Source organism: Achromobacter sp. MYb9 (genome assembly GCF_002975275.1).
Taxonomy (GTDB): domain Bacteria; phylum Pseudomonadota; class Gammaproteobacteria; order Burkholderiales; family Burkholderiaceae_B; genus Achromobacter.
In genome coordinates this window covers 152,355-171,784 of sequence record NZ_PCOQ01000003.1, presented here as the reverse complement: position 1 = coordinate 171,784, position 19,430 = coordinate 152,355, and the positions used below count along the sequence as shown (strand labels likewise).

The window sequence follows — 19,430 nt, the reverse complement described above, 5'->3', positions numbered from 1 at the left end:
CATGCAAATGGTGTCCATGGCTCACATATGAACCGTCTTGAAGACCTTGGCCCGCGCATCTGCATTCTGGGCCCCAGCAATAGCGGCAAGTCCACGCTGGCCCAGGCCATTGCGCGCAAGCGCGAACTGCCAGCGATTCACCTCGATCAGCTTTTCCACCTGCCTCACAGCGACTGGACGCCTCGTCCTAAAGCCGATTTCCTTCGTCTGCACGACCGGGCCATACAGCAGGAACATTGGGTCATGGAGGGAAACTACACGAATAGCATTGGCCAACGGCTCGAACGAGCCACCGGCTTCATTCTGCTGGACTTGTCGACAGCCTCCAGCCTATTCCGGTACTTTCGCCGAACCTTGATTGAACGCGACCGGCGTGGCGCGCTGGAAGGAGGGCGGGACTCCGTGAAGTGGCGAATGATCCACCACATCACGGTCGTCACCCCAGCCAACCGACGGCGGTATGCAGAAATGTACGAGCGCATCGCGCTGCCCAAAGTGAAACTCGCGACGATGGCCGAGCTCAGGCATTTCTATCAAACAGAGGGGCTCCGCGGCTAGCCAGCAAACCGCCCCTGCTTTAGCGCCGTCCAGTCCTTGCAGAATGGCGTGCTGCCTTCGCGCATCGCTCGATCAAATCGACTGACCGCCCGAGACTTCGATGCGCTGGCCGTTAACCCAGCGATTATCCGGACCCAACAGGCTGGCGATCATAGGGCCAATATCATCCGGCACCCCCACACGGCCAAGCGCGGTCAGGTCGGCGAAGGCCTTGTTGTAGTCGGGGATATCGCGCACCGCGCCGCCAAGGAAATCGGTTTCGATGGCGCCGGGCGCAACGGCGTTAACGGTGATGCCTCGGCTGCCCAGTTCCTTGGCCATGTACACGGAAAGCGTTTCCACGGCGCCCTTGGCGGCGGCGTAGGCCGAAAACCCGGGAAAAGACACGCGGGTGAGGCCCGACGACAGGTTCACGATGCGGCCGCCGTCCGCCAGCAGCGGCAGCAGCGCCTGGGTCAGGAAGAACACGCCCTTGACGTGGGTGCCAAAGAGCGCATCGAACTGCGCCTCGGTGGTGGACGCGAAGTCCGCCATTTCGCCGTGGCCGGCGTTGTTGATCAGGTGATCGAACCTGTCACGGCCCCAATTGCTGCTCAACGCCTCGCGCAGGGCGGCCACGAAACCCGCAAAGGACGCCACGTTGTTCGTGTCCAGTTGCAGCGCGATCGCCTTGCGGCCGAGCGCTGCGATGTCGGCGACCACCGCATCCGCCGAATCCCTGTCGCTGCGATACGTAATGATCACGTCGCCACCATGGCGCGCGATGCTCAGGGCCGTATTGCGGCCCAGACCTCGGCTAGCGCCGGTAACGAGAGAAATGGTTGTCATGAAAAGCTCCTGAATCGTTGAGCGTTCATGCTAGGAGTTGCCGCGCCAAGCAGGTTGCCCGATCATATTGGCCACTTGCCTATTTGTTTTATCGTAGAGAACCGGAAAGGCCAGGAATACAATTTCCGGACGTTTTCCTCTACGCGTGTTTGCCCAAGACAATGAATTCACTTGCCCAATCTGCTGAATCTTGCGTGGCAACGGCCGACTCATCCAGGCATGTCGGTGTAACCGAAGCCTTGTTGCAGGTAGCGCGGCGCTACGCCGATGCGCATGTCAACGGCGAAGGATTCGCGGCCACTTCCATCGACAGCGTGGCCCTCCTGCGTGAAACCTCCCCCTCCCCGCTGCAACACGCCATCACCAAACCCTTGGTTGCCTTGGTTTTGCAAGGCCGAAAGCGCGTGACCATGGGCGCCAGGACCTTCGAATTTGGCGCGGGCGAATCCTTGCTGATCACGATGGACGTGCCGACGGTCAGCCAGATAACCACGGCCAGCGCAGCCGCGCCTTACTACTCGTTCGTCATGCAATTGGACTTGGGCGTGATCACGGATCTGCTCAGCGAAATGCGTGCCCTGCCGGCCGTGCCCGATCAGCCCGTGCGCGTGGATCCCACCGAAACGGAAGTGGCGGAAGCCGCGTTACGGCTGATCAGATTGCTGGACCGGCCAGGCCCGATCGCCTTGCTGGGCCGCCAACTGGTACGAGAACTGCACTATTGGCTGCTGGTTGGCCGGCATGGCAACGCGATTCGCGCACTGGGTGTCACGGACAGCCACGCGCACCGCATTGCACGCGCCGTTGAAATCCTGCGGAAGAAATTCACCGAGCCCTTGCGCGTCGAAACCCTTGCCAATGCCGCCGGCATGAGCCTGTCGGCGTTTCACACGCATTTTCGTAGCATCACCACGCTTACCCCGCTGCAATTCCAGAAGCAACTCCGCCTGCTTGAAGCACGCCGACGCCTGCTTGCAGAAGGGGCCGCAATCAGCTCCACCGCCTATGGCGTCGGGTATGAAAGCGTGACGCAGTTCACGCGGGAATACGCGCGGATGTTCGGCCAACCACCGGGGCGCAGCATCCGTGAAGCCCGCGCGCTGGCGCATTCGCACGAGGTTTTGTAGGATCCAGGGCTGAACCCGTCGGTTCGGCTTTTACACAGGAATACATTCAATGAGCAGCATTTTCCCAGGCGATCTCTGGGCAGTGGGTGAAACCCGCATCAACGGTTTTTCGGTCATCGTTCGCTTTCGTACCGGACTGCCGTCGGCGCCTGATCGTCAGGTCAACGAAAACTTGATCATTGTCTCTTGGCCATATACCGGCATTGAGTCCGGCATGCCCAATGACGAAGACAAGAAAAGCACCGACAGCTTTGAAAGCGCCATCGAGAAGGGCTTCGAAAACTCCAATGTGGGCGTGCAGGTAGTTGGCCTGACGGGCAATAACCTGAAAGAGTGGCGTTTCTACACCCACGACGTCGATGCCTTTATGGAGGCGTTCAACCAATGCCTGGCCGGGCACCCGGCCTACCCCATCAATCTACGCGTGTTCAAGGACCCGGATTGGAATGGGTTGTCGCAATTGCAGCCCAAAGGCTCGGAACAGCTCCATTGAATGGTGGGCCAGCGGCGCCCGCGCGCCGCAGCCCGCGCAAGCCCCGGCTTACGGCGCGTGCGTGGCTCAGGCGCTGGCCAGTGCCCGCCTGACCGGAGACGGCGCGATTCGCTTTGGCGCCGGCGGCACATCAGACAGCTGGCTGCCTTGCAAGCGAAACACGCTAACCGCTTGCAGCAATTGGGCGGCCTGGGCTTGCAGGGCCGCGGACGCGCTTGCGGCCTCTGCGATCAGGCCTGCGGTTTGCCGGGTCAGTTCGTCCATCTTGGCCACCACCTGATTAACCTCTTCGATATCCGCGCTTTGGGCTCGGCCGGCGTCGCCGATCTGGCCGACGATGCCCGCAACCCCGTCAATGCTGGAAACGACTTCACGGATCACGCCGGCCGCGTTGTCGGCCTGACGGAATCCATTCGTGGTCTTTTCCAATGAACCCTCGATAAGGCCGCGAATCTCGCGCGCGGCGCCGGCGCTACGCTGGGCCAGCGCGCGGACTTCGGTGGCCACGACCGCGAAGCCCTTGCCGCTTTCACCCGCGCGGGCCGCCTCCACGGCCGCGTTCAAGGCCAGGATATTCGTTTGAAACGCGATGCTGTCGATCACGCCGATGATCTCGGAGATCTTCTTCGCTTCCTGCTGGATTTCTCCCATCACGGTCGCGACGCCGGCCACCGCCGTACTCCCCGTGCCCACGATCTGGCGCGCCTGATCGGTCAGTTGCCGGGCCTGCATGGCGTGCGCCGCGTTGTCATGGACATTGGCGGCCAGGCCACGCATCGACGCCACGGTCTGTGCCAGCGAATCGGCCTGCGCGCGCGAACGCTCCTCCAGCTTCTGGTCGCCCTGCATCATTTCGCCAGACGCGGCCGATAGCGTCGTCGCCGTGGCGCGCACGTCGCTCATGGTCCGGTGCACCGCGTCCATGGTTGTCTTGAAGCTGCGGCCCAGGCCGCTATCCATGCTCAAGCCGCCAAATCGCAGGTCGAATACCCCCGGCTCGCGCCCGATATGCGCACTAAGCCGGGCCAGCTCTTCAGCGGCGATGCCGGCGCGTTCCATCTTCCACGCCAGCCATCCCAGCGCCGTAGCCTGCACCACGACATAAGTGGCATGCAACAGCACCATTCCCAGGCTGGGTTCCGTGAAGCAGATCGTTCCGTATCCCCACTGCTGGAGGAAATTGAAAGACAGGTGATGTACCGCGATCACCAGGGCCGCGCACAGAATGGTCCGCCAATCCCGGTACGCCAGCAGCACGGAGAGCAGCACGAAGATGCCGAAGTGCATCTCGGCCATGCCGGACATGAGGTGAATATGAAGCGCGGCCAACACCATCAGGCTACAGGCCACCGCCAGGCGGGTGGACACGCTGCCCGGCCGCCACAGGATCAGCAGCGTGGGAATGCCCGCCGCCACCGCGCCTACCGTGACAGCGGCGCCCCATCGGCCATATTGCGGCGCCAGGCATAGGCCAACGATGAATAGCAGCCAGAGCAGCGGCAACATCGCACGGTCGGTCCGGCGATACGATTCTTCCAGCAAGCGGCTTGCGGTGCGCATGGGCAGATCCTTCGGCAGGGGCGCGAGGGGTCCGCGCAAACTCAATTCTGATAGATAAATTGCAGTTTGTGAATATTTGTTCCAAATAATTCATGGCGGACGCCGACAGGCGCTTCGATCAAAAGAGACCACAAAGGCCCCTTCCCACGCTGCTGGCTGATCGGTCCCGCTCCCCTCCCTCACCCTCCCCGTGAAACCCTAGGGTTTCCACATATATGTACATTTACAATATTGATCAATACTGTATTTGCACAGTTATGTGCGCAAGAAAGATGAGCGAAACAAGCTCTCAACGAGACGAAGTGCCTTCACAAAGGGGGAGGAAATGGAAATAACCGCATCCGCACCACATTCGGCGTCCATGTCAAAAAAGGATAGACGCGTCATCATCGCCGCGTCGCTGGGCACGGTGTTCGAGTTTTACGACTTCTTCCTGATCGGGCTGCTTGCCGCCGAGATCGCCCGTGTGTTTTTCTCTGGCGTCAATCCAACCGCCGGCTTCATCTTCACGCTGCTGGGATTCGCCGCAGGCTTCATGCTGCGACCGTTCGGGGCCATCGTCTTTGGCCGCCTGGGAGACCTGGTCGGGCGCAAGTACACGTTCCTGGTCACGATCGTCCTGATGGGCGGGTCGACCTTCCTGATCGGGGTATTGCCTTCGTACGAAACCGCCGGCCTGATCGCTCCGATCGCGTTTGTGTTGATGCGCATGATTCAGGGATTGGCGCTCGGTGGCGAATTCGGCGGCGCCATGATCTATGTGGCCGAGCACGCGCCTACCAACAAACGGGCAACCTGGACGGCGTGGGTGATCCTGACTGCCGCCGTGGGGTTTCTGCTGGCGGTCGCCATCATCATCCCTTTGCGCCTGAGCATGGAGCCGGCCGCATTCATGGCATGGGGTTGGCGCATTCCTTTCATCGTTTCCATCCTGTTGTTGGGCATCTCGCTGTGGATACGCCTGAAGCTGGACGAATCGCCTGAATTCAAGAAGATGAAGGCAGAGGGCCGGGCATCAAAATCACCATTGGCCGAGACCTTTGGCCACTGGAAGAACCTGCGCCTGATTCTGATCGGGGCACTATGCATTCTGCCGGCGCAAGCCGTGCTCTGGTACACCGGCCAGTTCTACTCGCTGTTCTTTTTGACCAAGGTCTTGAAGGTCGAGACACTGACGGCAAATTTCATGCTGATCATCGCGACCGTGCTGACAGCGCCGCTCTACATCATCTTCGCGAATCTGTCCGACCGGATAGGACGGCGCCCGGTCTACATCGGCGGCTACATTCTTGCGGCAGTGCTGACCATTCCGATCTTCCAAGGCCTCACGCACTATGCCAACCCCGCGCTGCAGCGGGCTCAGGAAATGTCGCCGATTGTGGTCGCCACGAATCCGGCCGACTGCTCGGTGCAGTTCAATCTGCTCGGTACCAGCAAATTCACCTCGTCTTGCGACGTCGCCACCAACGCCATGACGTCACTCGGCCTTAACCACACAAGCGTCGCTCGGACAGACATCCGCGTGGCGGAAATCCGTGTTGGCGATAAGGTGATCGCCTCATACCAGGGCGACGCACCAAACGCGGCCGAAGAAAAGAAACGCTTTGACGCTGAATTGCGAGCGGCACTCATCGAGAAGCACTACCCGCTGGGCAACGCGAACCCCGACGACGTGAACGCGCCGGCCATCGTTCTGCTGTTAATGCTCTTGCTCAGCTTCGGCACGATCACATTCGCACCGTCCACGACCTCTTTGCTGGAAATGTTTCCCTCGCGCATCCGTTATACGGCCATGTCGTTCCCGTATCACCTCAGTGCGGCCTGGTTCGGCGGGTTTCTGCCTGCGACGGCATTCGCGATTGTCGCAGCCACCGGAAATATCTACGCCGGCCTTTATTACCCGGTCGGCATCGCAATCGCCTGCACGGTGCTTAGCCTGATTTTCGCGCGCGAAACAAAGGGAACCGATATCTCGCGCGGCTAGCACGAACCGGCCAAAGAGCCGGCAAACATCTACGCATCAAGCAAGACAGAGGAAAGGAGAACACCATGAAGGTAGCCGAGTACAGCGCGCGCGTGGGGGACCGCCTGGCGGACCTCATCGCCGCCTACGGCGCGGCAGACGCCACCGCGAGCGACCTGCTATGCGACCGGCACGATCCGGGCGCCACCGCCTATCGCGTCGTCACCGCGGACGGCAAGGCGATCGTCATCACTTACGGTCGGCTGCGCGAGCGGTCTGAAAAGCTCGCCAGCGGATTAAGCAAGCGCGGCTACGGCGTGGGCGACCGCATTGCGACGCTGATGGCCAAGGGCGAAGATTATCTCGTGACGCTGCTGGCGATCTGGCGCCTTGGCGCCGTGTATGTCCCGCTATTCACGGCCTTCGCCAAGCCCGCCATCGAGATGCGGCTTGCAAGCAGCGGCACCAAGCTGGTGGTGTGCGATGAGGCGCAGCGTGCCAAACTCCAGGGGCTAGCTGGGGACGTCCTGCCCGGGCTCGGGGTTGCAATCGCCGGCCCAACTTCCGCCGACGGGCTAACGCTGGCTGAGATCGAAGCAGGCGGTGACCGGTCTTTTTCGGCGCATGTCACCTCGGGCCAAGGCGCCGTAATCGAGGTGTACACATCAGGCACCACCGGCAAGCCCAAAGGCGTCGTCGTGCCATTGCGCGCCGTGGCAGGGTTTCAAGCCTATGGGGAATTTGGACTCGGCCTTATTGCCGAAGACACATTCTGGAACGCCGCGGACCCAGGCTGGGCCTATGGGCTCTATTTCGGCGTGATGGTCTCGCTTTCCACCGGCGTGCCGTCGATCATGCACACGGAGAAGTTCACCCAGGAAGGCACGCTGGCGGTGCTAAAGCGCGAGGGCGTGACCAACTTCACCGCGGCCCCCACGGTCTATCGCAGCCTGAAAGCCCACGGCATGCCTGCGGAATTCGTCTCGTTGCGCTGCGCATCCAGCGCGGGCGAGCCCCTGACGCCGGACGTCAATCAATGGGCGCCCGCCGGTCTTGGAACGCTGGTTCACGACCATTTTGGCCAAACGGAAGCGGGAATGCTGCTGAACAACCATCACCACCCCGATCTGCGGCAGCCCATCAAGCCTGGCTCGATGGGCCGCGCCCTGCCGGGCTGGCATATGACCGTGATCGACCCCGCGACGCACGAGGAGCTGGGCCCCAATCAGGCCGGTCTGCTGGCCGCGTGCCTGTCCCGTAGCCCCTTGGCGTGGTTCGAGGGATACGCCAGCTCGCCGGAAAAAAATGCCGACAGACTCACGCCTTGCGGACGTTGGTATCTGACCGGGGACCTGGCCTTGTATGACGACGAAGGCTACTTCCGCTTCTCGTCACGAGACGACGATGTAATCATCATGGCCGGCTACCGGATTGGCCCCTTCGATGTGGAATCCGTTATCGCCGCACATCCGGCCGTGCGGGACGTCGCCGTCGTCGCCGTCCCTGACGAAATCCGGGGCGAAGTCCTGGAAGCGGTCGTCGTCCTAAACCCGGGATACTCGGCCAATGACGCGTTGTCAGAGGAACTTCAGAAAAAAGTGCGCACGGAATACGCTGCGCACGCCTATCCGCGCCGGGTTCACTACCGGGACGAGCTACCGAAAACCCCTTCCGGGAAAACTCAGCGGTTCGTGTTGCGCAAAGAGTTGCGTGATGCGCTAAGGAGTCCGGCATGACACTGGCAGCTTCAACAGGAATCGTGACCGGCGCCGCCTCGGGACTGGGTCGTGCCACCGCTTGGTTGTTGGCATCCCATGGCGCAAGGCTCGTGCTGGTCGACCTGAACAGGGAAAAACTCGAAGCCTTGAAGGCCGAGTTGCCCGGCGACCACGTCGCCGCCCAGGCAGACGTTTGCAACCCCATGGAAGTCAGCGCTGCCATTGACCAAGGGATGTCGGCGTTCGGGGAACTTCGTTTCGTCGTCAATTGCGCCGGCATTCCTTCCGCGGCAAAGACGGTTTCGCGCGGCGTTGCCCATGACCTTGAGTTATGGAACCGGGTCATCGCCATCAACCTGACCGGGTCATTCAACGTATTGCGACTGGCCGCCGAAAAAATGATCGAAAACCAGCCAGACGGTCATGGCCAGCGCGGTGTGATCGTGAACACCAGCTCCATCGCGGCTTTCGATGGATTGAAAGGACAAGCCGCCTACAGCGCAAGCAAGGCGGCCATCGTCGGTATGACCCTGCCGATTGCGCGTGACCTGGCCGAACACGGCATCCGCTGCATGACGGTGGCGCCGGGCGTTTTCGAAACCGAGCTCACCGCGAACGTCCCGACGAAGGGCATGGAGGCCATGGAGAAGAGCTTCCTTTTTCCGAAACGTACCGGGCTACCGGACGAATTCGCACAGATGGTGCAGTCCATTCTGACCAACCCGTACGTGAACGGCACCTGCTACCGCCTGGACGGCGGGGCGCGCTTTGCACCATAGGCCGAAGAAACAGCAATACCGATGGAACACAAGGTGAAGTAATGGAACACGCTGGATTGGAACACGAAGGACGTCTGCTTACCCGGATCTGCAGGGTGCATGCAGGCATCGCCTGGATCACGCTCGACCGTCCGGAAAAGGCCAACGCCGTCAGCTCCGAGCTGCTAAGCGATGTGATCGCCGCATTGGATGCGGCGGAAGCCGAATCGGACGTGCGGGCAGTCATATTTTCTGGAGCGGGGCGGAATTTTTGTGCGGGAGCCGACCTCGTTGAATTGCTGGAAGGCGGCAAGACCGCCGTGCGGCGACTGCTGGACAACTTCCGTGAAGTCTGCCGGCGATTCGAATCGTCTGCCCTGCCCATTGTCGGCATGGCGCACGGCGCCGTGCGCGCCGGCGGACTGGAACTGCTGTTGTGCTGCGACGCCATCATCGCGGCGGACGACGCCACCATCGGCGACGCCCATACGCTACGCGAACTTCTGCCCGGTGGGGGTAGTAGTGTCAGGCTGCCGCGTGTCATCGGCCATCAGCGGGCCAAATGGATGATCTTGTCTGGCAGCGCGATCAGCGCCACGCAAGCCATGGATTGGGGCATCGTGCACGCCGTGGCGCCGATGGAAGCGTTGCGACAATGCGCCATCCGCCTTGCGGGCGAAATGTCGCTTGCAGATAGGCAGACGATCCAACGGGCAAAATCCCTGTTTGTCGCCGCCCACGCACTGCCCATCGCAGAAGCGCTGGAGAACGAGATCACGACGCTCGAAGCGCATTCGGACACTCGCGTCATGCAAGACGGGCTGGCTCGATTTGTAGGCAGCCGTTAGGCCGACCGCCAACGGTTGCTCACCGTCGCTCGACGGCTCTCACGCAAAAGTCCGCAATTTCTCTGACGCTCTCCAGCCGCTGACGGTCGGTCGCGTCGTTGTTGCGCGCCAGCGGGCCGACGAGCGCCTCGAACAATGACCCCACGATACATGCGGAGGAGACCTCCGGGTTTTGTTCAACGAAGTCGCCATTGCGCATGCCCCGTTCAATGATCGTTTCAAAGACGCGCATCAGCTTGCTTCGGTATTTCAGCCGTTCGAGCTCAATGGCGGAGTCAACCGGCTCGGCTACCAATGCGTAGCCAAGCTGCTTCGCGCGGATGGCACGGCTGCCGAAGGCATAGGCGCACGCCCGCAGCAGCGTCGCGGGCTCGTCATTTCCCATCGCGATCCCGGCAACGACATTGACCTCATGCTGCGAGACGTGGGAGACCACTTCCACCAGCAGGCTTTCCCGTGAACTGAAATACCGGTATAGGGTCGCGGGCGCCATGCCCGCGCGCTCGGCGATCGCATTGACCTGGGTGTCGCGAAACCCCACCTGCGCCACCAAATCAATCGCCGCCGCCAGAAAGCGCGCCCGTTTGTCATGCAGCGGCAAACTGTAGTTCGGCCGGCCGGCCCTCACCGCGTTGTGTGCCGCCCCGCGCTCGCCCTGCGTCGCATCCCCATTATCCGTTCGGGATAAGTACCAATTCTCGGCAAAATGCCGCGCGTTACCCAAGTCTTCTGTCTTGGTACTGATGCGCTCACTCTTGCCGTCGAATGTGGCTTGGCATTGCCAGAACCTGCTGTTCGGCCTTCGGTAGATGCTGACTCGCCCGCCCACCGCAGAGTGCTTCTCGTCAGCCATGACTTGATTTTCCGATGATGTGAAAAAGAAAAGGATGATGAATACAATTTTTACACAACACAAGCGTACTTGAGTTCATGGCCACTCAACCGCTTTCCAAGACGGCGCCTGCATCTTGCACAGGCGCCAAGACCGGCGTTCCGAATGCCCGGCGCCGGGCGGCATTGCCCTATGGCTTCTTGGCGCCGGAAGGCGCATTCCACCGCAGCGCATCAAGCACCAGCGAAAACGCATGGGACGGTTGCTTGCGGCTTGGGTAGTACAGGTAGTATCCGGGGAACGGTGGGCACCAATCCTCCAATACGCGCACCAACCGCCCTTCCTGGATGTGCGGCGCGAACTCTTCTTCAGGCAGGGACGCTATCCCCAATCCCGCCACCGCCGCATCCACGATGCTGGGCGAAGTGTTGAAGACGAGTTGACCATCCACGCGCACATTCAGTGATTGGCCGCGACGATCGAAGTCCCAGGTGTAGAGCCCCCCTGCCGTCTGCATGCGCATGTTGATGCAGTTGTGGTTGAGCAGGTCGCGCGGCACCTTGGGAATTGGATGCGTCTGGAAGTATGCCGGCGAAGCCGCGATCGCCATGCGCAATTTCGGCCCCACGGGCACCGCGATCATGTCCCTATCGATGGTGTCGCCCATCCGCACGCCCGCATCGAAGCGGTCGGCCACGATGTCCCGGAATCCGTAGTTGACGTCGAATTCGACTTTGATGTCTGGATATTCCAGCAGCAGGGGCGTCAGCTTGGGTAGCAGCGTGGTTCGAAGAACGTGCTCGCCGCACGTGATCCTTACCGTGCCGGCCGGCTTGTCCCGCATCTTGGTCAGTTCATCGAGTTCCGCGTCGATCTCGTCAAATCGGTTCCCGATGGCATTAAGCAGGCGCTCGCCGGCAGCGGTGGGCGACACACTGCGCGTGGTGCGCGTAAGCAGCCGGATCGACAGCCTGGACTCCAGGCCGCTGATGGCCTGGCTGAGGGCCGACTGCGTGACGCCCAGCAACGAGGCGGCGCGCGTGAAGCTGCCTTCCCGCGCCACGGTCACGAAGTACAGAAGATCGTTCAGGTTGCGTTTGACCATGGCAGGAGTCTCCCACGAACTATTAATTAGTAGAACTAATATACCTTTTAAGATTTCATTAGCTAGTCAAGTGGCCTTCCGTGCGCCAAGATTCACGGGATGAAAAAACAATACCGATGCGACGGCGATCCGAACTGGAGCGGCGTGTTCGCCATGTCGCTGTGCGTCTTTGCGCTGATCGCCTCCGAGTTCATGCCCGTCAGCCTGCTGACGCCGATCGCGGCCGACCTGCGCGTCAGCGACGGAATGGTCGGCAAAGGCATCGCCATCTCTGGCGCGTTCGCGGTGCTGACCAGCCTGTCCATCTCGCGGCTTGCCGGCGACATGAACCGCAAGACGCTACTGCTTGCGTTGACGGCGCTGATGGCCGTTTCCGGCGCCGTGGTGGCACTGGCGCCAAGCTACCTGATCTACATGGTGGGGCGCGCGCTCATCGGCATGGTGATCGGCGGGTTCTGGTCCATGTCGGCCGCGACGGCCATGCGCCTGGTGCCTCCCGACCAGGTGCCGCGCGCATTGGCGATTTTCAACGGAGGCAATGCGCTGGCGACGGTGATCGCCGCACCGTTGGGAGCCTGGCTGGGCGCTATCCTGGGTTGGCGTGGCGCTTTCTTCTGCCTCGTGCCGGTGGCGGCGGTGGCGCTGGTCTGGCAGTGGATCAGCCTGCCGGACATGGCGGCCCAAAAGCGCGCGCCGGGTTCCAGCAACGTCTTCAAGGTACTTGCAAGCCCACCGGTAGCCCTGGGAATGGCCGCTTGCGGCGCGTTCTTCATGGGGCAGTTCGCCCTGTTCACCTATGTGCGGCCGTTCCTGGAAACCGTGACGATCGTGAACGTGACCACGCTGTCGCTCATCCTGCTGGCAATCGGCGTGGCCGGCGTCATCGGCACGGCGCTGATCGGCTCGGTCCTCAAGCGCAGCCTGTACGGGACGCTGATCGTCATTCCCGTCCTCATGGCGGTGATCGCGTTGACGCTGATTCCTTTCGGTGCGCGAGTCGCTGCCGTGGTCGCGCTGCTGGCCCTGTGGGGCCTGATGGCGACCTCGGCCCCGGTAGGCTGGTGGAGCTGGATCGCCGACGCCATGCCTCGCAACGCGGAGGCCGGCGGCGGCCTGATGGTGGCGGTGATCCAGTTGGCCATTGCCCTGGGCTCCACCCTTGGCGGCCTGCTGTTCGATTCGACAGGCTACCAAGGCACCTTCATGGCAAGTGCCGTGGTGCTGCTGTTCGCGGCATTCCTCGCCTTCCTGACCTCGCGGTCGCAAGCCCGGGCAAGCAGCCGCTGACCCGGCCTGCGCCGCACCCGTTCACGCCGTTCGAACCACCGTGCGCACCGGCAGGCTGCGCACGTGCTTGCCGGTGGCAGCGAAGATGGCGTTGCATAGCGCGGGCGCCACGGGCGGCACCGGCGGCTCGCCGACGCCGCCAGGCGGCAGGGCGTGGTCGTCATTGACCAGGTGGGTCCGGATCACGCGCGGCGACGCATTGTGGCGCAATACCTCGTAATCGTGGAAATTGCTCTGCTTCACGCGGCCCTTCTCGAAGGTGATTTCGCTGGTAAGGGCCAGGCTCAGGCCCATGACGGCGCCGCCTTCCATCTGGGCGCGGATGCGCTCGGGGTTGATCTGCGGCCCGCAGTCCATCGCCATGTCCACCGCGATGATGCGCACTTCGCCCTTGTCGTCCACGGCAACCTCGACCACGGTGGCGGTGTAGCTCATGAAGCTGTAGCAGAATGCCAGTCCCAGGCCGTGGCCCTTGGGCAGCGTGCGGCCCCATTCGGCGCCTTTGCATGCCGCCTCGATGACCCCGCGCAGGCGGCCGGTGTCGTAGGGATAGCGTTCGGGTGATTCGGAGTAGTTCCAGGTGTCGGCCAGGGTGCCCGGGTCGATGCGTCGCGCCGGACCGATAAGGTCCAGCGCGAAGTCCTTGGGATCCTTGCCTGCGCGGTCAGCCAACTCGGCGATGAAGCATTGCGCCGCGAAAGCATGCGGAATGTTGGCGACAGAGCGGAACCATCCGATGCGGGCGTGAGCCTCTACTTCGGCCGTTTCCACCTGCACGTTCGGAATGCGGTAAGGCATGTTGATCGCCGACATCGCCGACTCGAACATCTGCTGGCCTTTGGCCCCTTCGGAAAAAAGAGAGGCGATGGTGGGCGCGGCGCTGCGGTGCAGCCAGGATTGGACCTGTCCGTTCTTGTCCAGGACGGCCTCCAGCCGTTCGACCGAAACGGTGTGCAGGTAATCATGGCGGATGTCGTCCTCGCGCGTCCATACCAGCTTGACCGGCGTGCCTTCGGGCATGGCGCGGGCAACGATGGCGGCCTCATCCACGAAGTCGGGCTTGGACTTCCGTCCGAAGCCGCCGCCCAGCAGCAAGACGTTGACCTTGACGTTGGCCGGTTCAAGCTTGAGGCGGGCAGCCACGGCATCGCGCGCGGCCACGGGGTTCTGAACGGACGTCCAGACCTCGGCTTTGCCCCCTTTGAGCAGCACGGTGGCCACCGGCGGTTCCATCGAGGCGTGGGCCAGATGCGGCACGTAGTATTCCGCGGCCACGCGCTCGGCTTCGGGCGCCTTGGCCCAAGCCTGCGCGGCGTCGCCTTGATGACGTATCGCCTTGCCGGGCCTGCGCGCCGCCGCCTCTAGCGTCTGGCGGTAGGCGCCGGAGTCGTAGCCGCCATTTGGGCCATCGTCCCATTCGATTTCCAATGCGTCGCGGCCCTGGCGGGCGGCCCAGGTGTTGCGTGCAACGACCGCCACGCCGCCCAGTGGCTGGAAGGCGGGCGCGCCCGTCATCGCAGGAATTTCCACGACCTTCAGCACGCCGGGCACGGCCAGCGCCTTGGCGCCGTCGAAGCGACGCAGCCGGCCGCCCACGACGGGCGGGCGCGCCACCACGGCATAGACCATGCCGGGCAGGCGCATGTCCATGCCGTAGGTCGCCTGGCCTTTCCCGATGGCCTCCAGGTCAACCAGGCGCACACGGTCCTTGCCGATGTACCGGAACTCGGTCCGGGCCTTCAACTTGAGCGCGTCGCCCGTCGGCACCGCCTGCTTGGCCGCGTCCGCCGCCAGTTCGCCATAACTCAGCCGGCGTCCGGTGGGCGGGTGCAACACCTCGTGTTGCACGGCCTTGACCTCAAGCACCGGAACGGACCAACGCGCCGCGGCTGCGGCTTCAAGCATCTGGCGGGCTGCCGCCCCCACGCGCCGCATGGGCATCAGGAAATGACGGACGCTGCGCGAACCGTCCACATTCTGGTTGCCATAGCGGGTCTCGTCGGCGTCCGCCTGCACGACCTTCACCCGCGCCCAGTCCGACTCCATTTCATCCGCCACCACCATGGGCAAGCTGGTGCGCACGCCAGTGCCCATCTCGGCGCGGTGTGCCACGATGGTGACGGTGCCATCCGGTGCGATAGAGACGAAAACCAGCGGATCATCCACCGTGCCGCCGGGCATGGATTCGGCGCCATATTTCTGGACGGCGGTGTCGGCCGCCCAGGCGGCCGTGACCACGCCCTTGGCAGTGACTGCGAGCGTCAACGCGGCGACGGTGCCTTGCAAGAACCCGCGCCGGGAGAGTTGAGCAGTAACGGTCATTGCTTGTCTCCCTGTGCCAGGCGAAGGGCAGCCTGCTGGATGGCGGCGCGGATGCGCGGGTACGTGCCGCAGCGGCAGATGTTGCCGCTCATGGCATCGTCGATCTGCTGTTCGGTGGGCTTGGGGGTTGTCTTGAGCAGGCTAACCGCCGTCATGATCTGGCCGGCCTGGCAGTAGCCGCACTGCGCAACGTTGTTCTCGACCCAGGCCTGTTGCACGACCTTGCCCAAGCGGTCCGCCTCCATGCCTTCGATCGTCGCGATCGCATGGCCGACGGTAGCCGAGACCGGCGTGACGCACGAACGGATCGGCGAGCCGTCCATGTGGACCGTACAGGCCCCGCACAAGGCCATGCCACAGCCGAATTTGGTGCCGGTCATGCCAAGCTCGTCGCGCAGGGCCCACAGCAGGGGCATCTCATCAGGCGCGCTGATCTCTTTGGTCTGGCCGTTGACTTGAAGACGCATCATGGACGAACTCCTTGGGTCAGAGCCAAGAACATTGTGCGATGCCCCCAACGAGGGGATTGGCTCGAAAGTAAGTCATTCTGGTGGAAAATTCCGCCACAGACAATTAGCCGGGCTAATAGGCACTTTAAGCGTTCACGGGGTAGTCGTGCGCAAATTGACTCGCCTTGGCGTCAGCGCGCACGCCGGTAGTGCATGGCGACCACACCGCCACGGAGCGGCTTGGCAGAGATCAAATCGAGCAGTCGCGTACTGGGCAGCCCGCCCTCGAACAGCGTCGGGCCGTGCCCGGCGATCCTAGGGTGAATAAGGAATTGGTATTCATCGACCAGATTCAGCCGGTCCAGCTCGGCCGCGAGCTTGCCGCTACCGACCAGTACACCCCTCGGGTTCGCGTCCTTGAGCTTCTGTACGCCAGTGCGCAGGTCGTCTGCGATGGGGTGGGTGTTGATCCACGGGTAGTCCTTTCGCGTCGAGGACACCACGTATTTCGGCTTGGCGTCCAGCTTGACGGCCCACTCGCGCATCGCCGCTGATGCCTCGACGTCGCCGCGGGCGACGGCCGGCCAATAGGCCTCCATCATCTCGTAGGTGACCCGCCCCCACAACACCGCCCCGCACTCGTCCATGAGCCGGGTGAAGAAGGCGTGCGTGTCGTCGTCGGCAATCCCTTCCTGATGGTCTACACAGCCGTCAAGGGTGACGTTCATACTGAAAGTCAGGATTCCCATGGTGTCGTTCTCCCGAAATTCCCAAATCCAGCCCGACCTTTGCGAATAAATCTGCGGATTAAAGATACATCAGACCGGGATGGACCTGAACAAAAGCGATGCGGTGCTCAGGAAGAGGATCCCGCCCAGCTCGCGAGCACGCGGTCGCAAATAGATTGCGCTTCACCCAAGTAGTTGGCGGGATCGCCCAGGCGGTCAAGGTCGTGGTCGCCCAGCAACTCGCGTGTCGCTTCATGCTTGGCTAATGCCTCGCGTACGCTTGCTTTTAGCGAACAGTTTCGGCGCACGGCGTCCTGCGATGCCTGTTCGATCAGTTCGTGGGCCTCCATGCGGCCGATTCGGGCGCCCAGCGCAAGCGCATAAGCCTCGGCAAGGATCAATCCGTTTGTTGCGTCTACATTGCGCGCCATGTTGGCGGAGTGGACTTCAAGCCCGTCCAGCATGCCTGCCATGTGGCGTAGCGCGCCACCGGTCAGCGCGCAGATTTGTGGCAGGACGTCCCATTCCGCCTGCCAGCCGCCCAACGCGCGTTCGTGTTCTTGCACCATGGCCGAAAGCATGGTGGACACCAGTGGCGGCACGCGGGTGGCGGCGGCCAGGATGGCGGCGCTGCTGACGGGATTGCGCTTGTGCGGCATGGTGCTGGAGCCGCCCCGTCCCGGGCCGCCGGGTTCGGCAAGTTCGGCAATTTCGGTCTGCGCCATCAACGACACATCGCGGGCGATCTTGCCCAGCGTGCCCGTCAATACGCCCAACGTCGCGGCCATATCGGCCAACCGGTCGCGATGCGCATGCCAGGGCATATTGGGCAGCGCCAGGCCCAACTCTTTGGCCAAGGCGCCGGCGATGGCGGGTGCGGCGTCGCCCAGGCTGGCCAACGTGCCGGCGGCGCCGCCGAATTGCAGCAGAGCGGCTTGTTCGGCGTCGTGCCGCAGGCGTCGCTGCGCGCGCGCCAAGGCTTCCAGCCAACCAGCCGTCTTGACGCCAAACGTAGTGGGCAGCGCGTGCTGCAACCACGTGCGCCCGACCATGATCGTGTCGCGATGCGCCGCTGTCAGTCGCGCACATGCGCGTTGCGCCGCGTCCAGGTCTTGGTCCAGCTGCGCGGCGACCTGTTGCAGCTGCAAGACCAGCGCGGTGTCCAGCACGTCCTGGCTGGTGGCGCCCCAATGCACGAAACGTGCCGCCTCGGGATCAACCCGGCGCACGGCGGCGGTCAGTTGCTTGACAAAGGGAATGGCAATGTTGCCGGCCAGCATTGAGGCCGTGGCGATCGCCTCCAGATCCAGGATGGCATCAATGTCCTCGGCATGGCAGACGTCATGGATGCTGCGGGCCGCGCCGTTGGGAATAACGCCACAGTGCGCCTGGGCGCGGGCCAGCGCCGCTTCCACCGCCAACATCCGCCTGATGGTGCCGGGCCCGGAAAACAAACCCATGATGTCGCGGTCGGAATAGATCTGTTCGGTCAGGCCGGAAAGAATGGTCATGTGGCGCGTCCGTTGCCGTGGCGATCAAACATCGAAGAACACGGTTTCGCCCGCGCCCTGCAAGACGACATTCCAGCGCAGTACGCCGTCGTCCGACGCCTGCGCGACCAGCGTTCCCCTGCGGGCGGCCGGGGTCTGGCGCAGTACCCAATCCTGTTCGTTGGCCTGGGCTTCATCCGGAAAGTACAGGCGCGTCGATAGGTGTTTAAGCAGGCCGCGCATGAATAGCGAGACCACCAGATGGGGCGCTTGCAGCGTCCCGTCCGGCGCGGGCACGTTGCCGGGCTTGATCGTGGTGAAGCGGAACGAACCGTCCGCTTCCGTCGGCACGCGTCCAAACCCCGTAAAGCCCGGCGTACTCGTGGTGGGCTCGCCATGGCGCGGGTCGTCCGGATGGCGGTAAACGCCGCGGGCGTCGGCTTGCCAGATTTCGATCATGCCGTCGGGCACCGGATTGCCCTGGCCATCAATGACGCGCCCTTCGATCACGACCGAGGCCACGGCCAGGTCGGGCTGGCCCGCGGTCAAGTCCGCACAGTTCAGGCCCGACAGGCCGATGTGCAGGTAGGGGCCGACGGTTTGCGAGGTAGTGGGGTAGAGCATGCGTTACTCCATCGGGGTAGCGTTGCGGCCGCGCAGCACGATATCGAAGCGATAGCCCAGCGCGTATTCGGGCACGGTGGTTTCCCAGTCAAGCGTGGCGACCAGGCGCGCGCGCGCCTTGGCGTCCGGCACGCACTGGAAGATGGGGTCGAATTCCAGCAGCGGATCGCCCGGAAAGTACATCTGCGTGACCAACCGCGTGGCATAGGCGCGGCCAAACAACGAAAAGTGGATATGCTGCGGCCGCCAGCCGTTGTAATGATTGCCCCACGGGTAGGCGCCGGGCTTGATCGTCTTGAACTGATAACGGCCATGTGCGTCCGTCACCGTCCGGCCCTCGCCGCTGAAGTTCGGGTCCAGCGGCGCATCGTGCTGATCGCGCTTGTGCAGGTAGCGGCCGGCGGCATTGGCCTGCCATATTTCGATCAGCGCGTCGGGCACGGGGCGGCCGTTCTCGTCCAGCACGCGGCCCGACACGATGATGCGTTCGCCGATGGCCTCGGCGCTGGCGATGCGCGTCAGGTCGTTGTCGCCCTGCTTGACGAAGGCGGCCCCGAACGCCGGGCCAGTGATTTCCGACAGGGTCTGCGGCACCGCGATCAGCGGCTCGTTTGGCGAACGTAGCAGCGTGGAACCATACGCGTCGAAGCGGTAAGCGGGCTGCGTGTCCCAGAACGGACGCCGGTATTGGGCAAGCTTGGACATTGCTGGAATTCTCCTTTGAATAGCGGTTCGCGCCT

General features: G+C 62.9%; 18 protein-coding genes. 8 read left to right on the top strand and 10 right to left on the bottom strand.

Going from position 1 to position 19,430, the window contains the following annotated elements; all coding sequences use genetic code 11:
• Window positions 1-27 precede the first annotated feature (27 nt).
• The gene (locus CQ050_RS07230; protein WP_105556130.1) at window positions 28-558 is read left to right on the top strand and encodes an AAA family ATPase; all 531 of its coding nucleotides are present in this window, start codon (window positions 28-30) and stop codon (window positions 556-558) included.
• Window positions 559-630: 72 nt separating this feature from the next.
• On the opposite strand, the gene CQ050_RS07225 is transcribed toward CQ050_RS07230, so the two are convergent.
• Entirely contained in the window at window positions 631-1,386 is a 756-nt protein-coding gene (locus CQ050_RS07225) for an SDR family NAD(P)-dependent oxidoreductase (protein WP_105556129.1), read from the bottom strand.
• Window positions 1,387-1,580: 194 nt separating this feature from the next.
• On the opposite strand from CQ050_RS07225, the gene CQ050_RS07220 reads away from it, so the two are divergent.
• Both CQ050_RS07220 and CQ050_RS07215 read left to right on the top strand, forming a co-directional pair.
• Window positions 1,581-2,513 carry an AraC family transcriptional regulator gene (locus tag CQ050_RS07220; RefSeq protein WP_233213852.1) on the top strand — a complete coding sequence of 311 codons (933 nt, stop codon included), beginning with the start codon at window positions 1,581-1,583 and terminating at the stop codon, window positions 2,511-2,513.
• A 49-nt stretch (window positions 2,514-2,562) separates the two neighbouring features.
• A complete protein-coding gene (locus tag CQ050_RS07215) occupies window positions 2,563-3,006 on the top strand; it encodes a DUF695 domain-containing protein (RefSeq protein ID WP_105556128.1) in 444 nt (147 codons plus the stop codon).
• Between the two features lie 66 nt (window positions 3,007-3,072).
• Here the strand turns inward: CQ050_RS07215 and CQ050_RS07210 are convergent, their stop codons facing one another.
• Window positions 3,073-4,566 (bottom strand): methyl-accepting chemotaxis protein, encoded by a 1,494-nt coding sequence (locus tag CQ050_RS07210; RefSeq protein ID WP_105556127.1) that lies wholly within the window; start codon window positions 4,564-4,566, stop codon window positions 3,073-3,075.
• 325 nt (window positions 4,567-4,891) lie between these two features.
• On the opposite strand from CQ050_RS07210, the gene CQ050_RS07205 reads away from it, so the two are divergent.
• The 4 genes from CQ050_RS07205 to CQ050_RS07190 all read left to right on the top strand — a co-directional run bounded on the left by CQ050_RS07205 (window position 4,892) and on the right by CQ050_RS07190 (window position 9,853).
• Window positions 4,892-6,550, top strand: coding sequence for an MFS transporter (locus CQ050_RS07205; protein WP_105556126.1), 1,659 nt, complete (start codon window positions 4,892-4,894; stop codon window positions 6,548-6,550).
• A 65-nt stretch (window positions 6,551-6,615) separates the two neighbouring features.
• A complete protein-coding gene (locus tag CQ050_RS07200) occupies window positions 6,616-8,265 on the top strand; it encodes an AMP-binding protein (protein ID WP_105556125.1) in 1,650 nt (549 codons plus the stop codon).
• Entirely contained in the window at window positions 8,262-9,026 is a 765-nt protein-coding gene (locus CQ050_RS07195; RefSeq protein WP_105556124.1) for an SDR family NAD(P)-dependent oxidoreductase, read from the top strand. The genes CQ050_RS07200 and CQ050_RS07195 overlap by 4 nt, the downstream gene beginning before the upstream one ends.
• Before the next feature lie 41 nt (window positions 9,027-9,067).
• Entirely contained in the window at window positions 9,068-9,853 is a 786-nt protein-coding gene (locus CQ050_RS07190; protein ID WP_105556123.1) for an enoyl-CoA hydratase/isomerase family protein, read from the top strand.
• A 19-nt stretch (window positions 9,854-9,872) separates the two neighbouring features.
• Here the strand turns inward: CQ050_RS07190 and CQ050_RS07185 are convergent, their stop codons facing one another.
• Entirely contained in the window at window positions 9,873-10,706 is an 834-nt protein-coding gene (locus tag CQ050_RS07185; RefSeq protein ID WP_105556122.1) for a TetR/AcrR family transcriptional regulator, read from the bottom strand.
• Window positions 10,707-10,875: 169 nt separating this feature from the next.
• A complete protein-coding gene (locus CQ050_RS07180; protein WP_105556121.1) occupies window positions 10,876-11,790 on the bottom strand; it encodes a LysR family transcriptional regulator in 915 nt (304 codons plus the stop codon).
• 99 nt (window positions 11,791-11,889) lie between these two features.
• On the opposite strand from CQ050_RS07180, the gene CQ050_RS07175 reads away from it, so the two are divergent.
• Window positions 11,890-13,077 carry an MFS transporter gene (locus tag CQ050_RS07175; RefSeq protein ID WP_105556120.1) on the top strand — a complete coding sequence of 396 codons (1,188 nt, stop codon included), beginning with the start codon at window positions 11,890-11,892 and terminating at the stop codon, window positions 13,075-13,077.
• A gap of 21 nt (window positions 13,078-13,098) precedes the next feature.
• Here CQ050_RS07175 and CQ050_RS07170 read toward each other — a convergent pair whose 3' ends face one another.
• From CQ050_RS07170 to pcaH, 6 genes are all read right to left on the bottom strand, one after another.
• Window positions 13,099-15,399, bottom strand: a complete 2,301-nt coding sequence (locus tag CQ050_RS07170) for a xanthine dehydrogenase family protein molybdopterin-binding subunit (RefSeq protein WP_105556119.1) — start codon at window positions 15,397-15,399, stop codon at window positions 13,099-13,101.
• Complete coding sequence (locus CQ050_RS07165) at window positions 15,396-15,869, bottom strand: (2Fe-2S)-binding protein (protein WP_105556118.1); 474 nt, start codon at window positions 15,867-15,869, stop codon at window positions 15,396-15,398. Before CQ050_RS07165 ends, CQ050_RS07170 begins: the two co-directional genes overlap by 4 nt.
• A 170-nt stretch (window positions 15,870-16,039) precedes the next feature.
• The gene (locus tag CQ050_RS07160) at window positions 16,040-16,597 is read right to left on the bottom strand and encodes a dihydrofolate reductase family protein (protein WP_105556117.1); all 558 of its coding nucleotides are present in this window, start codon (window positions 16,595-16,597) and stop codon (window positions 16,040-16,042) included.
• Window positions 16,598-16,704: 107 nt separating this feature from the next.
• A complete protein-coding gene (locus CQ050_RS07155; RefSeq protein WP_105556116.1) occupies window positions 16,705-18,087 on the bottom strand; it encodes a 3-carboxy-cis,cis-muconate cycloisomerase in 1,383 nt (460 codons plus the stop codon).
• A 24-nt stretch (window positions 18,088-18,111) separates the two neighbouring features.
• Window positions 18,112-18,690: a protocatechuate 3,4-dioxygenase subunit alpha gene (pcaG, locus tag CQ050_RS07150; protein ID WP_105556115.1), complete on the bottom strand. Its 579-nt coding sequence runs from the start codon at window positions 18,688-18,690 to the stop codon at window positions 18,112-18,114.
• A gap of 3 nt (window positions 18,691-18,693) precedes the next feature.
• Window positions 18,694-19,395: a protocatechuate 3,4-dioxygenase subunit beta gene (gene pcaH, locus CQ050_RS07145; protein ID WP_105556114.1), complete on the bottom strand. Its 702-nt coding sequence runs from the start codon at window positions 19,393-19,395 to the stop codon at window positions 18,694-18,696.
• Between the last annotated feature and the right edge of the window lie 35 nt (window positions 19,396-19,430).